The organism is Pseudomonas nicosulfuronedens, assembly GCF_005877905.1.
GTDB classification, from domain to species: Bacteria; Pseudomonadota; Gammaproteobacteria; order Pseudomonadales; family Pseudomonadaceae; genus Pseudomonas; species Pseudomonas nicosulfuronedens.
In genome coordinates, this window is record NZ_SWDV01000014.1 from 54,756 (window position 1) to 69,885 (window position 15,130).

The following is a 15,130-nucleotide window of genomic DNA, read 5'->3' on the forward strand; positions in this document are numbered from 1 at the left end:
GTTTTGGATGGAGTCCCCACTCTAGCCGCTCTCGCTGGGCAATGGCGGATAACGCTTGGAGCGTTATGCGCCCTACACGAGTCCAAATCCACATCGTAGGGCGAATAACCGCTCGCGGTTATCCGCCGCCACGTCGCGGCGCTCAGCCGAGCAGCTTCGCCGCCATCCGCTCCAGCGCCTGGCGCTGGAAGGCGCGGAAGTCAGCGTCGGGCTGCTGGCCTTCGAGCATCGGCAGGAAGGGATCGACCACTTCGGTGCGTACGCCGGCCATCTCCTCGATCACCGCGTGCCCGCAGAACGGCACATAGGCTTCCGCATAGCCGCCTTCATGCACCACCACCAGCTTGCCAGCGCACAGGCGCTCGGCAGCGTCGCGCACGGCGGCGGTCATGAAGCGGAAGGTCTCGCTGTGGGCGAGCATGCGCGCCAGGGGGTCCACGCCGTTGGCGTCGAAGCCGCTGGCCACCACGATCAGCTCCGGCTGGAAACGCTCCAGCGCCGGCACGATGATCGTCTCCATGGCCACGCGGTAGGCATCGTCACCGCTGCCTGGATAGAGCGGCACGTTGAGGTTGCAGCCCTTGCCCGCGCCTTCGCCAATGTCGTCCACCGCGCCACTGCCGGTGGGGTAGCAGTCGGCCTGGTGAATCGACAGGGTCAGCACGTCGTCGCGGCCGTAGAAGATCGTCTCGGTGCCGTTGCCGTGGTGCACGTCCCAGTCGAGCACCGCCACGCGCTTGATCCCGTGGCGCGCCTTGGCCGTCTCCACCGCCACGGCGATGTTCGCCAGGTAGCAGAAGCCCATGCCGCGATCCGGCAGGCAGTGGTGGCCCGGCGGGCGGGACAGCGCGTAGGCGTTGTCCAACTCGCCGCGCAGCACAGCGTCAACCGCGGCGATGGTCAGCCCGGCGGACTGCCGGGCGATGTCGTAGGTGCCATGGCTGACCATGGTTTCCTCGCCCATGTCGCCGTGGCCGGCTTCGCTGTAGGCCTTGAAGCGCTCCAGGTAGCCGGCCGGGTGCACCCGCAGCAGGTCTTCCTCGCTGGCCAGCGGCGCGCTGGACAGGTGCAGCTGGCTGCTGAGGCCGGAGACGTCCATCAGGCTTTTCAGCCGGCGTTTGCTCTCCGGCGACTCGGCATGGCCGGCGCCCACCGGCGGCTGCAACCAGCCGCCGACGGGAAGGATCAAGGCATGCAGCCCGGTCGCGTGCCAGAAGCAGCGCTCGTCGAAGAAGAACCCGGTACGACGACTCATGCGCGGGCCGTCTTCAGGGCACGCTGGCGCTTGCGGCTGAACAGCCAGTAGACCGGCGAGACCACGCCCAGGCCGACGACCCAGGAGATGTCCGCGCCATTCATGGCCTGCGCGGCAGCACCGGTGTAGAGCGCGGTGGACATGAACGGCACCTGCACCAGGATGCCGAGGATGTAGCAGTTCACCGCGGTCCAGTTGAAGGTGCCGTAGATGCCGCCGTCGCGACGGAAGAACGACAGCACGTCGTATTCGCCGTGGGCCACCAGGTAGTAGTCGACCAGGTTGATCGCGCTCCAGGGCACCAGCACGTAGAGCAGCAGCAGGATGAAGTTGGTGTAGTTGGCCATGAAGTTGTCCTGGCCGAGCAGGGCGATGGCCAGGGAGCCACTGAACAGCGCCAGGGCGATCACCGCGCGCCAGCCGGCCTGGGCCGACCAGGACGGCAGCAGGGTCTGGCCGACGGTGATGGCCGAGAGCGTGCCGCAGTACAGGTTCATCGAGTTGGTGGCGGCGATGCCGATGGAGAACACCGCGACCATGATGGCGCTGAAGCCGCCGGTCATCTCGATCAGGCCGGCGATGACGTCGCCCTCGCCCACCGACAGGCCGACCAGCACACCCAGCAGCATCGGCAGGATCGAGCCCAGGCAGCAGCCCCAGTAGCTCGACCAGAACGCAGTGCGCGCACCAGTGCCCTGCGGCATGTAGCGCGAGTAGTCGGAGACGTAGGGCGCATACGCCAATTGCCACAGCGCGGCGATGGACAGCGCGCCGAGGAAGCCGGGGATGTTGTTCTCATTGCGCTGCAGCAGGTCCGCCGGCAGGCCGTGGACGAACACCAGCCAGACGAAGCTGATCAGCAGCACCGCGCCGGACAGCCAGGACATCACGCGGGTGTAGCCGTGGATCAGGCGGTAGCCGAACACCGTGGCGATCACACTGATCGCGCCCACCAGCAGGATGCCGGTGTTGGTGCCGATCACCTCGAAGCGCGCGTGCAGCGCCTGGCCGCCGAGCACCAGGTTGGAGGCGAAGAAGCCCAGGTACATGATCACCACCAGGGCGACCACCAGCAAGGAGCCGAAGGAGCCGAACTGGCCGCGGGTCTGCACCATCTGCGGCACGCCCAGCTGCGGGCCCTGGGCCGAGTGCAGGGCCATGAACACGCCACCCACCAGGTTGCCGAGCACCAGCGCCAGCACGGCGGCGAAGAACGGCAGCTTGAACACGGTGACCGCCAGGGCGCCGGTAACCACGGTCAGCAGCATGATGTTGCTGCCGAACCAGATGGTGAAGAGGTCACGGGCGCGGCCGTGTCGTTCGTGTGCGGCGATGGGCTGGATGGTGCTCAGCTCCAGCGTCGTCGCCTGGTTTTGCGTCGTTGTCATTGTGTTTCTCACGCGTCGTTGGCAAGGCAGGCCCGGCGCGAGCGCCGGGCTTGGATCAGGAAAGGATCAGCGGGCGGCCCAGGCGTTGAAGCGCTGTTCCAGCTCTTCGCCGTGGTCGACCCAGAAGGCCGCGTCCACCGAGCGGGCGCCTTCGAGGTTGGCCGGTGCGGTGGGCAGTGCGTCGCGCACGTCCGCCGGCAGCAGGTCCAGCGTGCCCTTGTGCACCGGGCCGTAGGGGATGTTCTCGGAGAAGGTCTTCTGGGTTTGCGGCTGGCTGGCGAAGGCGATGAACTTCTCGGCCAGCGCCTTGTTCGGCGTGCCCTTCACCACGGCCCAGTATTCCGGGTCGTACAGGCTGCCCGGCCAGACGATGCCCAGCTTCACGCCTTCCTTCTGCGCGGCGGCGATGCGGCCGTTGTAGGCGGCGCTCATCACCACGTCACCGGCGGCCAGCCACTGCGGCGGCTGCGCGCCGGCTTCCCACCACTGGATGTTGCCCTTGAGCTGGTCGAGCTTGGCGAAGGCACGATCGACGCCCTCTTTCGTGCCGAGCACCTTGTAGAGGTCTTCCTGCTTCACGCCGTCGGCCAGCAGGGCGATTTCCAGGGTGTACTTGGCGCCCTTGCGCAGGCCGCGCTTGCCCGGATATTCAGCGGTGTTCCAGAAATCGGCCCAGGATTGCGGGGCCTTGGCGACCTTGGCGCCGTTGTAGGCCATGACCATGGACCAGACGTAGGTGGCCACGCCGCACTCGCTTAGGGTGCCGGGGACGAACTGCGATTCGTTGCCGATGGCGGCGGGGTCGATGCGCTCGAACAGGCCTTCCTCGCAGCCGCGCAGCAGCTCGGGGCTTTCCACCTCGACCACGTCCCAGGTGACCTTGCCGACGTCGACCATGGCTTTCACCTTGGCCATCTCGCCGTTGTATTCGCCGGCGACGATCTTGCCGGCGCCGCTGGCCTCGAAGGGCTTGAAGTAGGCCTGCTCCTGGGCCGCCTTGGTGGCGCCGCCGAAGGAGATGACGGTGATGCTTTGGGACTGTGCTTGAACGCTGCCGACAGCGGCAGCAAGGGCACAGGTGATGGAGATGCGCGTGAGCAAGGACACTTTCATGGAACGACTCCCACAGCCGGATTGGCGTTGTTGTGTTGCTGGGCAGTAGCCCCGGCCAGAAGCCGGGCAAAAGGGTTCCATCGCGCGGGCGTCTTTGCGCTCGCGGCGTTGTTGTTGGTGTTCTTTTGGTAGGAGCGAGCTTGCTCGCGAACCAGCCCCGCTGCGGAGTCTGTTCGCGAGCAAGCTCGCTCCTACAGGCCGTGCGGTTACAGCACGCCGATTTCCTGGGCCGTACGGTCGACCGCGCGGCGGGTCTTGTCGACCAGCTCGTCGATCTCGGCACGTCCGGCGACCAGCGCCGGGGCCATGATCATGCGGCCGAGGGTGGAACGGATGATCACGCCCTCCTCGAAGCCAATGGTGCGGCAGCGCCAGGCGATGTCGTTCTCGTTGTCGAAGCGCTTGCGGGTGGCCTTGTCCTGGACGAACTGCAGGGCGGCGACAAAGCCAGTGCCCTGGATGTCGCCCACCAGCGGGTGGTTGCCGAAGACTTCGCGCAGGCACTGTTGCAGGTACGGGCCGGTGTCGTTCTTCACCGCGTTCACCCAGCCCTCGTCGCGCAGCGCGCGCAGGTTGGCAACGGCGACGGCGGCGGCCACCGGGTGGCCGGAGTAGGTCAGGCCGTGGGCGAACACGCCGCCCTCTTCCACCAGCGCCTGGGCAATGCGCTTGCTCAGCACCAGGCCGCCCATGGGGATGTAGCCGGAGGTCAGGCCCTTGGCGATGGACAGGGTGTCGGGCTGGAAGCCGAAGTGCTGGTGGGCGAACCACTCGCCGGTACGGCCGAAGCCGCCGATCACTTCGTCGGCGCACAGCAGCACGTCGTACTGACGGCAGATGCGCTGGATTTCCGGCCAGTAGCTTTCCGGCGGGAAGATCATGCCGCCAGCGCCCTGGAACGGCTCGGCAATGAAGCCGGCGACGTTGTCGGCGCCCAGTTCGAGGATCTTCTCTTCCAGTTGCAGCGCGCAGCGACGGCCGAACTCGGCCGGTGTCAGGTCGCCGCCGGCAGCGAAGAAGTAGGGTTCGTCGATGTGCGCGATGTCCGGGATCAGGCCGCCCATCTCGTGCATGAACTTCATGCCGCCCAGCGCCGTGGCCGCCAGGGTGGAGCCGTGGTAGCCGTTCCAGCGGCCGATCATGATCTTCTTCTGCGGCTTGCCTTCGATCTGCCAGAAGCGGCGCACGGTACGGATCAGCACCTCGTTGGCCTCGGAGCCGGAGTTGGTGTAGATCGCGTGGCTGTAGTGGTCGGGCAGCAGGCTGAAGAGGGTCTCGGAGAGCTCGATCACCGCCGGGTGGGTGGTGTGGAAGAACATGTTGTAGTACGGCAGTTCGTCGAGCTGGGCGGTGGCGGCGGCGGTCAGGTCCTTGCGGCCATAGCCCAGGTTGGTGCACCACAGGCCGGACATGCCGTCGAGGTACTTGTTGCCGTCGTTGTCCCAGAGGTGCAGGCCTTCGCCGCGCACCATCACGCGCGGGCCTTCGGCGTTCAGCGCCTTCTGGTCGAGGAAGGCGTGGATGTGGTGGGCCGCATCCGCTTTCTGGTATTCACGGGTGTCGCGCGGGGCGCGGGTGTTGTCGGTCATCGACTTTCTCCTCTATCCCTCGGCGGTGCTCCGGCAGCCGGCCTGAGGGGTCTTCAGGGGATCGAGGGCGACGGACTTACCTGGGCAGTCTCACCGGCCGTCTCGAACGGTTCGGTTAGCAATCGGGGTGTTGCTCAGGCGCCGGATTCGACCCCGGCGGCCTGTGTTGTCTTCAATCGCGCAGCTGGAACCAGGTGGTCTTCAGCTGGGTGTACTTGTCGAACGAGTGCAGCGAGAGGTCGCGGCCGAAGCCGGACTGCTTGCCGCCGCCGAAGGGAATCGCCGGGTCCAGCGCGTCCACGGTGTTCACCGACACGGTGCCAGCATTGAGCTTGCGCGCTACGCGGTGAGCGCGGTGCAAGTCATCGCTCCACAGGGAAGCGGCGAGGCCGTAGATGCTGTCGTTGGCCAGGCGCACGGCTTCTTCTTCGCTGTCGAAGGGGATGACTGCAAGCACCGGGCCGAACACTTCGTCGCGGGCCAGGGACTGTTCCGGGCGCACGCCGGTGAAGATGGTCGGTTCGATGAAGTTGTCCGAGCCATTGAAGCTCAGCTGGCGGCCACCACAGGCGAGCTGCGCGCCGTCGCTCTGGGCGCGATCGATGCAGGCCATGATGCCGGCGGTCTGCTTGTTGTCGACGATGGAGCCGGCGCGGCTGGCCGGGTCCAGCGGGTCGCCCGGCGTCCAGTCGCGGGCCTTGGCGATCAGGCGTTCGACGAATTCGTCGTGGATCGAACGCTCCACCAGCAGGCGCGAGTTGGCCGAGCAGACTTCGCCCTGGTTGAAGAAGATGCCGAAGGCGGCTTTTTCAGCGGCCAGGTCGAGGTCGCGGCAGTCGGCGAACACCAGGTTCGGGCTCTTGCCACCGCACTCCAGCCAGACCTGCTTGAGGTTGGACTGCGCGGAATACTGCATGAAGTACTTGCCGACCTGGGTCGAGCCGGTGAACACCAGGGCGTCCACGTCCGGGTGCAGGCCCAGCGCCTTGCCGGCGGCTTCGCCCAGGCCCGGCACGACGTTCAGCACGCCTTCGGGGATGCCGGCTTCCAGCGCCAGCTCGGCCAGGCGCAGGGCGGAGAACGGCGACTGCTCGGCGGGCTTGAGCACCACGGAGTTACCGGCGGCCAGTGCGGGCGCCAGCTTCCAGGCGGCCATGTCGAGGGGGAAGTTCCACGGCACCACGGCGCCGATCACGCCCAGCGGCGTGCGGGTGATGGTGGCCAGGGCGTTCTGCGCGGTCGGGGCGACCTGGTCGTAGAGCTTGTCGAGGCTTTCGGCGTACCAGGAGAAGACGCCAGCGGCGCCGGGCACGTCGATGTTCCAGGCGTCCATCACCGGCTTGCCCATGTTCAGGGTGTCGAGCAGGGCCAGCTCGTCGCGGTGGGTCATCATCAGCTCAGCGAGCTTCTGCAGCACGGCCTTGCGCTCACGCGGCGCCATGCGCGCCCAGGGGCCGGTCTCGAAAGCCTGGCGAGCGACACGCACGGCGGCATCGATCTCGGCCGCGCCACAGGCGGCGACATTGGCCAGCAGGCGATTGGTCGCCGGGGCGATGGACGCGAAAGTCGCACCATCCTGCGCGGCCACGCGGCGGCCGCCGATCAGCGCGCTGTCGATGAAGGTCTGCCGGGCAGCACGCTGCCGCCAATCGTTGAGCTCGTACACCAGGGCACTCCTGCTTCGCTCGCCCTCGAGGGACGTTGTTGTTCGAATGTGGATTGGATGGTCGCCCATGGCCTTGCCAAGGAAAATTATTAAATTTGTCTTCGGCCTATATGAAAAAGCTGGGCAGCCTCGCACCAGAGCGGAGCATGACGCGCCATCGCGGTGCAGGCCTGCGCACCGCTGCAGGGCCCGTATTCAGCGGGTCAACGCACCGTACAGCTCGGGGCGACGGCAAGCCAGGTAGGGGAAAGTCTCGGCCTGGCGGGCACGCTGCTCGGGGTCCAGGTCAACGATCAGCAGACTCTCCGCGGGCCCGGCGGCAGCCAGGCGCTCGCCGTCGGGCGCGACGATGCAGGAGCCACCGAGGAAGGCCAGCCCGTCTTCCACGCCGCAGTGGTTGCAGTAGGCGACGAACAACTGGTTCTCCACCGCCCGCGCCGGGACGATCACGCCCGGCACCGCGCCGTATTCCGGGGTCAGCGCGGTGGGAATCAGGATCAGCCCGGCGCCATTGAGGGCGTGAGTGCGTACCGCTTCGGGGTACTCCACGTCGAAGCAGATCAGCAGGCCAATGCGCCATCCGGCGTAGTCGAACGGCGTTTCCAGCACGTCGCCGGCACTGAACACTTCCCGCTCCATGGCACCGAACAGGTGCGCCTTGCGGTAGTGCCCGAGCGCTGCGCCGGTCGGGCCGATCACCTGCACCGAGTTGTAAGGCTTGCCGCCCTGGGGATGGCGTTCGGCGTAGCCGTAGGCGATGGCCAGCCCGAAGCGCTGCGCCAGTTCGCCAATGCGCGCGGCCGACGGCCCGTCCGCCGCCTCGGCCAGCTCGTTCATTTGTTGCGGCACGTTGTAGCCGCCCAGCCACAGCTCCGGGCACAGCAGCAGCTGCGCACCGGCGGCGGCCGCGGCGCCGGCCTGGCGCTCCAGTTGGTCGAGATTGCCGGCAACATCGCCGGGGAGGCCGCAGGTCTGCCAAAGGGCCATGCGCATGAGCTTTACTCCAGGCTGCGTGTACGGGATTTGCAGGGTGTCTTCACGGGCTGCGCTGGAGTATGCCCGCGCCCGGAGGGTCGCAGCAGGCGGCCGAGGCCATGAAAAATGTGGTCCCCGGCGAGGAAAATCTTCGCCATGGGCCGCCCCCGCCGGCCGGCCCAACGCGGTATCTTGTATAAAAAAGCATCAACGAGGCGTGCAGTGGCTTCCTATACCTTGCGGCAATTGAAGTATTTCGTGACCACCGTGGAATGCGGCAGCGTGGCCGAGGCGTCGCGCAAGCTGTACATCGCGCAGCCGTCCATTTCCACGGCGATCAAGGGGCTGGAAGAAAGCTTCGGCGTGCAGCTGTTCATCCGCCACCACGCCCAGGGCGTGTCGCTCACTCCCAGTGGCGCGCGCTTCTACCGCAAGGCGCAGGAACTGCTGCGCATGGCCCACGAATTCGAGCAGAACGCCCTGGCCGACAACGACGTGGTGGCCGGGCAGATCGACATCGGCTGCTTCGAGACGGTCGCCCCGCTCTACCTGCCGCGGCTGATCTCGGGCTTCCGCGAGCGCTACCCGGGCGTGGAAATCCGCATCAGCGACGGCGAGCAGCAGGAGCTGGTGCAGGGCCTCACCGGCGGCCGCTTCGACCTGGCGCTGCTCTACGAGCACGACCTCGACGCGACCATTTCCACCGACCCGCTGATGCCCGCCCAGCGCCCCTACGCGCTGCTGCCGGAGAACCACCGCTTCGCCAAGCAGGACAAGGTGTCCCTGCGCGACCTGGTGCTGGAGCCGATGATCCTGCTGGACGTGCAGCCCAGCCGTACCTACTTCGTGCGCATCTTCGAGGAACTGGGGCTGAACCCGCACATTGCCTTCAGCTCGCCGTCGATCGAGATGGTGCGCGGCATGGTCGGCCAGGGTTTCGGCTTCTCGGTGCTGGTGACCCGCCCGCACTCGGAGTGCACCTACGACGGCAAGAAGGTGGTGATGGTGAACATCGCCGAGGACGTCAGCGCCTCCGGCCTGGTCGCCGCCTGGCTCAAGCGCGCCCAGCTGACCAAGCCGGCGCAGCTGTTCGTCGACTATGCGCGAGAGGAATTGAGCGGGAAGCACTGACGCCTGCTCTTCTTGTAGGAGCGAGCTTGCTCGCGAACCAGCTTAGGCGCGGTGGGGACCCTCTCCCCCGCCCTCTCCCTGAAGGGAGAGGGAGCAGTCCTCTGCAACGGCTCACTTCACAGTCAACCGGCGAGCACTAATGCCTCAGCGCGCTCGGAACGGTCCCCTCTCCCTTCGGAGCGGGGCGCGCAGCCAGGGTTAGGGAGAGGGTCCACGCCCGAGTTCCGAGCCCCTCCCGTCACTCCCCGTGCCTCCCACCGACATCCGGCGTTACAATCTCGCCCCCTTTCGTTTTCGTCATACCCCGCCCCATGCTGATCTGGAAAGAGCGCGTGCAGCGCCTCATCACCCTCATCCTCGGCCTGCTGCAACGCTACCCGCGCGTGATCGCCCTGTTCGGCTTCTGCTCCGGCGTCTTCAGCTTCATCATGGTGGACCGCCACCGCGCCGGCTTCGCCCGCGCCATGGCCATCGTCATGCTGGTCAGCTGGATCTGGCTGATGCTGGAGAACCTGCTCACCGACCGCTTCAAGCGCCGTTTCGGCTGGGAGGTGCCGCCGGGCCTGCTGCGCTACGCGACCCAGCTGATCCACCAGGAAAGCCTGTTCTTCTGCCTGCCGTTCTTCTTCGTCACCACCACCTGGAACAGCGGCCAGGCGCTGTTCACCGGCGTGCTGACGCTGGCCGGGCTCGCTGCGATCACCGACCCGGTGTACTACAAGTTCCTCTCGGTGCGGCGCTGGACCTTCCTCGGCTACCACACCCTGACGCTGTTCGCGGTGCTGCTCACCGCGCTGCCGATCATCCTCCACCTGAGCACCCCGCAGAGCTACCAGGCGGCGCTCGGTATCGCCGTGCTGCTGTCGTTCCCGAGCCTGGCGGTGACGGTGAAGATCCACAAATGGTGGCGCTGGTTCGCCCTCGTCGGCCTGACGCTGTCCATCGGCTCGGTCGGCTGGTTCGCCCGCGCCTGGGTGCCGCCGTCAACCCTGTGGATGACCGAGATGGCGGTGACCGAGAGCTTCGACAACGCCCAGCGCACCCCTGGCGACAGCCTGGAGACGGTCAGCGTCGCGCAGATCAAAGCCCAAGGTCTCTACGCCTACACCGCGATCAACGCACCACGCGGTCTGAACGAGCGCATCTATCACGCCTGGCGCAAGGACGGCCAGGAAGTCGACCGCATCGCCCTGGACATCAAGGGCGGCCGCGAGGCCGGCTACCGCGCCTGGACGCACAAGCAGAACTTCCCCACCGACCCGAGCGGCAAGTGGCAGGTGCAGGTACTCACCGAGGCCGGCCAGGTGATCGGCACGCTGCGCTTCGAGGTCACGCCCTGACCACTCGGTATCCTTGACCCGACTCGGCGCTTTCCTCTACATAGAGCCTCTCCCGAGAACAAAAAGCGCCGAGAGAGTCATGACCGATACTGCCTTGCACCCGTTCGACCGCGCCGTGGCCCTGCAACCCGTGGCCGGCCAGCCCAACCTCTACGAGGGCCACACCAGCCAGGACTACTGGAACATGGTCGGCCCCTTCGGTGGCGTGACCGCCGCGGTCCTGCTGCAAGGCGCGCTGCGCCATCCGCAGCTGCTCGGCAGCCCGGTGTCGCTGACGGTGAACTACGCCGCCGCCGTCGTGGCCGGCGCCTTCCAGGTCGAAGCCATCCCGGTGCGCACCAACCGCTCCACCCAGCACTGGCTGCTGCAATTGACCCAGGCCGATGAAACCGGCGAGCAGCAGGTGACCACCACCGCCACCCTGGTCACCGCGTTGCGCCGCGAGACCTGGAGCCTGACCGACCTGCCCTTCCCGAACCTCTCTCCGGCCAGCGACTTCGAGCCGATGAGCCCCGCCGCCAAGGGCGTGGCCTGGCCCAAGCAGTACGAGATGCGCCCGGTGTCCGGCGCCTTTCCGACGAAATGGGACGGCAGCGGCGAAACCAGCCGCAGCCAGCTCTGGCTGCGCGACGCCCAGGACCGCCCGCTGGACTTCCTGTCCCTGGCGGCGATGAGCGACATCTTCTACCCGCGCGTCTGGCTGCGCCGCGCCACCCCGGTGCCAGCCGGCACCGTGTCGATCACCACCTATTTCCACACCGACGCCGCACAACTGGCCGAGGTCGGCAGCGGCTACCTGCTGGGTGACGCCCGCGCGCAGGAATTCCGCAACGGCTTCTTCGACCAGAGCGCGCAGCTGTGGAGCGAATCCGGTGCGCTGCTGGCGACCAGCAACCAGATCGTTTACTACAAGGAATAAGCCGCTTCGCTCTTCGCAGGATGGCGTGGAGCGAAGCGATACCCATCAATTCCTGTAACAGCGAGCGATGGGTATCGCAAGCTCCACCCATCCTACGTAGGTGCTCACTCTCGCCCCTTCCCTGCGGCGAAAAGAGCCGCATGAAAAAGCCCGGCACATGGCCGGGCTTTTTATTGAGGGCGAGGAAGGCTCAGACCTTCTTCACGAACTCCGACTTCAGCTTCATCGCGCCGATGCCGTCGATCTTGCAGTCGATGTCATGGTCGCCGTCCACCAGGCGAATGTTCTTCACCTTGGTGCCGACCTTCACCACCAGGGACGAGCCCTTGACCTTGAGGTCCTTGATCACGGTGACGGTATCCCCGTCCTGCAGCAGGTTGCCGACCGAGTCCTTGATCACGCGGGCATCGCTGTCGCCCTCGCTCGAACCGTCAGCGGACCATTCGTGGGCGCACTCGGGGCAGACCAGCTGGGCGCCGTCTTCGTAGGTGTATTCGGAGTTGCATTTGGGGCAGGGCGGCAGCTGGCTCACGGCGGTTCTCACAGTGGAAACGGTAAAAAGACCGCAGAGTATATAAGGTTTCTCGCCTTCCCGCTGGGCCCGTAGGCAAGGCACTACGCCACTACCGTTACAGAAGCTTCATAATCCATCGCTATAACAGGCGGCCACTTCGATAAGAAAAAGGACGCCACGCCATGCTGCACAAGCCCAACCCGCTCGCGCTGAGCATTGCGCTCTCGCTCGGCACGCTGGCGAGCCTCGCCGCCGAAACCGCCCAGGCCCTGCCGGTCTCGCCGATCATCGACAACGCCCAGACCAGCAGTCGCACCCTGGCCAACCAGGACACCCTGACGGTCACCAGCACCGGCAGCCTGGTCACCAGCGGCAAGAGCGTCGACCTCAAGGGCGCGGCCACCGGCACTGGCGTGGTCATCGACAACAGCGGTCTGATGCAGTCCACCACCGGCCGCGTAGTCGACACCTCCGGCAGCGACAGCACCACGCGCTTCTACCAGATCATCAACCGCGAAGGCGGGCGCATCCTCGGCTACGACGACGCCATTCGCATGAACAATCCGTTCAGCGCCGGCAGCCTGCTGATCGACAACGCTGGCAGCATCACCTCCGCCACCGGCCAGGCGCTGGACCTGGACAAGCTGCAAAGCGCCGCAACCGTCACGATCATCAACCGCGCCAGCGGTGTGATCCACAGCGACGGCAACGACGCCATCCGTCCCGGCGGCAACGCAACGATCACCAACTACGGTGAGATCAGCAGTTCGGACATGATCACTGCCGACACCAAGAACGACGGCATCGACTTCCAGGGCGCCGCGGGCGGCCAGGTGGAGAACCACGGCCTGATCAGCGGCGGCCGCCACGGCATCACCACCGACGTCGGCGCCACCCTGATCAACTACGCGGATGGCGTGATCATCGGCCGCAACGGCTCGGGCTTCGGCTCCGACGGCGATGGCACGGTGATCAACTACGGACGCATCACCGGCTCCTACAACGGCCTGGTGCCGGACGGCGACGGCGATGGCGTGGACATCGACTACAGCGGCCACATCGAGAACCACGGCATCATCGAAGGCACCGGCGCCGCCGGCTCGAAGGACGGCTCGCCCAACGGCAGCGAAGGCATCGCCATGGGTGGCGGCACCATCATCAACTACGCCGGCGCGATCATCCGCAGCGTCGACCGCGGCATCCTGGTCGACGACGGCAACGGCAACAGCGGCTTCGGCAAGACCTACCTGGAAAACCACGGCACGATTTCCGGCGAAAGACTCTCCGGCGTGACCCTCTCCGGCGACCTCGACGACACCGTGATCAACGACGGCCTGATCCACGGCGGCAACGGCGTCGCCCTGGAAATGGGCGGCGGCAACGACTCGCTGATTCTGCTCTCCGGCAGCCGCTTCGAAGGCCTGGTGGACGGCGGCAGCGGCCGCGATAGCGTCACCCTCGACGACGCTTCCGGCGGCAGCTTCGGCAACAGCGCCAACTTCGAGTGGCTGGACGTGAAACAGGGCAGCTGGACACTCGCCAGCACGAACGATTTCAGCGAAGGCGGCGAAATCTTCGGCGGCGCCAGCCTGAGCAACACCGGCAGCCTCCTCGGCACCCTGCAGATCGACCAGGGCGCCACCTACTCGGGCAGCGGCAGCGTTGGCGGGCTGAACGTCGCCGGCACCCTGATCGCCTCGCCGGCAACCGGCGCCGCCCATGTAACCGGCAACCTGAGCCTGTTGAGCGGCTCGACCCTGTCCTTCGGTGTGGAGCCCAGCGGCGCCCACGCCACCGTGCAGGTGGACGGCAAGACCAGCATCGATGGCTCGCACCTCGCCGTGCAGGCCGGCAGCGGCAATTGGCCGTGGCAGAGCAGCGTGCAGGTAATCAGCTCCACCGGCGGCGTCAGCGGCCAGTTCGCCGACGTGAAAAGCAACTTCGCCTTCCTCACCCCGACCCTGAGCTACAGCGCCAACAGCGTCGACCTGCAACTGACGCGCAACGACGTACAGTTCGGCGACCTCGCCAGCAGCAGCAACGGCCGCAACGCTGCCTCCGCCCTGCAGAGCCAGAGCGGCGGCGCGCTTTACAACGCACTGATCACCAGCGACGCGGGCAACGCCACTTCTGCCCTGGAGCAGTTGGCCGGCGCCAGCAACGCCAGCCTCGCTGCGGCGACCCTCGCCGGTAGCCAGCAGGTCGGCAGCGCCATGCTCAACGCCGTGCGCCAGCTGGGCAGCAGCAGCCTGCTGGCGGCCACCGAACGCAACGACACACCGATGCTCGCCGCCACCGGCGTGCCCAGCGAAGCGCGCAACCTCAACGACCCGAACGCCGCCGGCCGCCTGTGGGTGCAAGGCATCGGCAGCCACGGCAAGCTCGACGAACACGACAACAGCGGCGACCTGCAGCAGAACACCGGCGGCACCCTGCTCGGCGCCGACTGGGCACTGACCCCGGACTGGCGTCTGGGCGTGCTCGGCGGCTACTCGCACACCGACCTGGACGGCAGCGGCGGCGTTTCCGGCGACATCGACAGCTGGCACCTGGGCGCCTACGCACTGCACCAGAGCGGCCCCCTGGCGGTTCGCCTGGGCGCGGCCTACAGCAGCCATGACGGCGAGAGCAAACGCCGGGTGGAGTTCGACGGCTTCACTGATCGCCCCAAGGGCGACTACGACGCCGACAGCTGGCAGGCCTTCGCCGAGACCGGCTACGCCATGGGCAGCGGCCGCCTGAGCGCCGAGCCCTACGCACGCCTGGACTACCAGCGCTACGAGCGCGACTCGTACGATGAAAAGGGTGGCGCCGCCGCGTTGCACGTCGATTCCCAGGACCAGGACAACCTGAGCAGCACCCTCGGCCTGCGCATCGCCCGCCTCGATACCCTGAGCAACGGCATGAGCTTCACCCCGCGCCTTGGCCTTGGCTGGCGCCACACCTTCGGCGACATCGACAGTGAAACCCGCCAATCCTTCCTCGCCGGCGGCGACGCCTTCAGCGTCCAGGGCACCGCACTGGACCGCAACAGTCTGCTGCTGGACGTCGGCTTCGATGTCGGTGTGTCGGCACGCAATACCCTCGGCATCGGCTACAGCGGCCAGATGGGCAGCAACGCGCAGAACCACGCGCTGATCGCCCAGTGGCAGATGGCATTCTGATCCCCATCCAGCGGCGAAGGGGCCCGGCGAAAGCCGGGCTTTTTCTTGGGGGTTGATAAGACGAGAGATTCGGAAA

The 15,130-nt window shown here is 66.8% G+C and carries 11 protein-coding genes and 1 pseudogene; 4 read left to right on the forward strand and 8 right to left on the reverse strand.

All coding sequences use genetic code 11. The annotated features are described in order from the left end of the window. Positions 1–142: 142 nt before the first annotated feature. The 7 genes and pseudogenes from FAS41_RS14130 to FAS41_RS14155 all read right to left on the reverse strand — a co-directional run bounded on the left by FAS41_RS14130 (position 143) and on the right by FAS41_RS14155 (position 8,004). On the reverse strand, positions 143–1,255 hold the full coding sequence (locus FAS41_RS14130; RefSeq protein ID WP_138523223.1) for a class II histone deacetylase: 1,113 nt from the start codon (positions 1,253–1,255) through the stop codon (positions 143–145). Continuing rightward, the gene (locus tag FAS41_RS14135) at positions 1,252–2,643 is read right to left on the reverse strand and encodes a purine-cytosine permease family protein (protein WP_138523225.1); all 1,392 of its coding nucleotides are present in this window, start codon (positions 2,641–2,643) and stop codon (positions 1,252–1,254) included. Before FAS41_RS14135 ends, FAS41_RS14130 begins: the two co-directional genes overlap by 4 nt. A gap of 66 nt (positions 2,644–2,709) precedes the next feature. Then, positions 2,710–3,756, reverse strand: coding sequence for an ABC transporter substrate-binding protein (locus FAS41_RS14140; protein WP_138523227.1), 1,047 nt, complete (start codon positions 3,754–3,756; stop codon positions 2,710–2,712). Between the two features lie 206 nt (positions 3,757–3,962). Beyond that, positions 3,963–5,345 carry an aspartate aminotransferase family protein gene (locus FAS41_RS14145; RefSeq protein WP_138523229.1) on the reverse strand — a complete coding sequence of 461 codons (1,383 nt, stop codon included), beginning with the start codon at positions 5,343–5,345 and terminating at the stop codon, positions 3,963–3,965. A gap of 12 nt (positions 5,346–5,357) precedes the next feature. Further along, a pseudogene (locus tag FAS41_RS31445) lies at positions 5,358–5,458 on the reverse strand (hypothetical protein); the annotation flags it as partial. Positions 5,459–5,517: 59 nt separating this feature from the next. Further along, positions 5,518–7,011 (reverse strand): aldehyde dehydrogenase, encoded by a 1,494-nt coding sequence (locus tag FAS41_RS14150; RefSeq protein ID WP_138523231.1) that lies wholly within the window; start codon positions 7,009–7,011, stop codon positions 5,518–5,520. A gap of 195 nt (positions 7,012–7,206) precedes the next feature. Then, on the reverse strand, positions 7,207–8,004 hold the full coding sequence (locus tag FAS41_RS14155) for a carbon-nitrogen hydrolase family protein (RefSeq protein WP_138523233.1): 798 nt from the start codon (positions 8,002–8,004) through the stop codon (positions 7,207–7,209). A gap of 204 nt (positions 8,005–8,208) precedes the next feature. Between FAS41_RS14155 and FAS41_RS14160 the strand changes: the two genes are divergently transcribed. From FAS41_RS14160 to FAS41_RS14170, 3 genes are all read left to right on the forward strand, one after another. Continuing rightward, the gene (locus tag FAS41_RS14160) at positions 8,209–9,117 is read left to right on the forward strand and encodes a LysR substrate-binding domain-containing protein (RefSeq protein WP_138523235.1); all 909 of its coding nucleotides are present in this window, start codon (positions 8,209–8,211) and stop codon (positions 9,115–9,117) included. Positions 9,118–9,428: 311 nt separating this feature from the next. Further along, on the forward strand, positions 9,429–10,457 hold the full coding sequence (locus FAS41_RS14165) for a DUF5924 family protein (protein ID WP_138523237.1): 1,029 nt from the start codon (positions 9,429–9,431) through the stop codon (positions 10,455–10,457). A gap of 79 nt (positions 10,458–10,536) precedes the next feature. Further along, positions 10,537–11,376 (forward strand): acyl-CoA thioesterase, encoded by an 840-nt coding sequence (locus FAS41_RS14170; RefSeq protein ID WP_138523239.1) that lies wholly within the window; start codon positions 10,537–10,539, stop codon positions 11,374–11,376. A 190-nt stretch (positions 11,377–11,566) separates the two neighbouring features. Here FAS41_RS14170 and FAS41_RS14175 read toward each other — a convergent pair whose 3' ends face one another. Continuing rightward, complete coding sequence (locus FAS41_RS14175; protein ID WP_138523241.1) at positions 11,567–11,908, reverse strand: zinc ribbon domain-containing protein YjdM; 342 nt, start codon at positions 11,906–11,908, stop codon at positions 11,567–11,569. 164 nt (positions 11,909–12,072) lie between these two features. On the opposite strand from FAS41_RS14175, the gene FAS41_RS14180 reads away from it, so the two are divergent. Further along, complete coding sequence (locus tag FAS41_RS14180) at positions 12,073–15,054, forward strand: autotransporter family protein (protein ID WP_138523243.1); 2,982 nt, start codon at positions 12,073–12,075, stop codon at positions 15,052–15,054. The last annotated feature ends 76 nt before the right edge of the window (positions 15,055–15,130 follow it).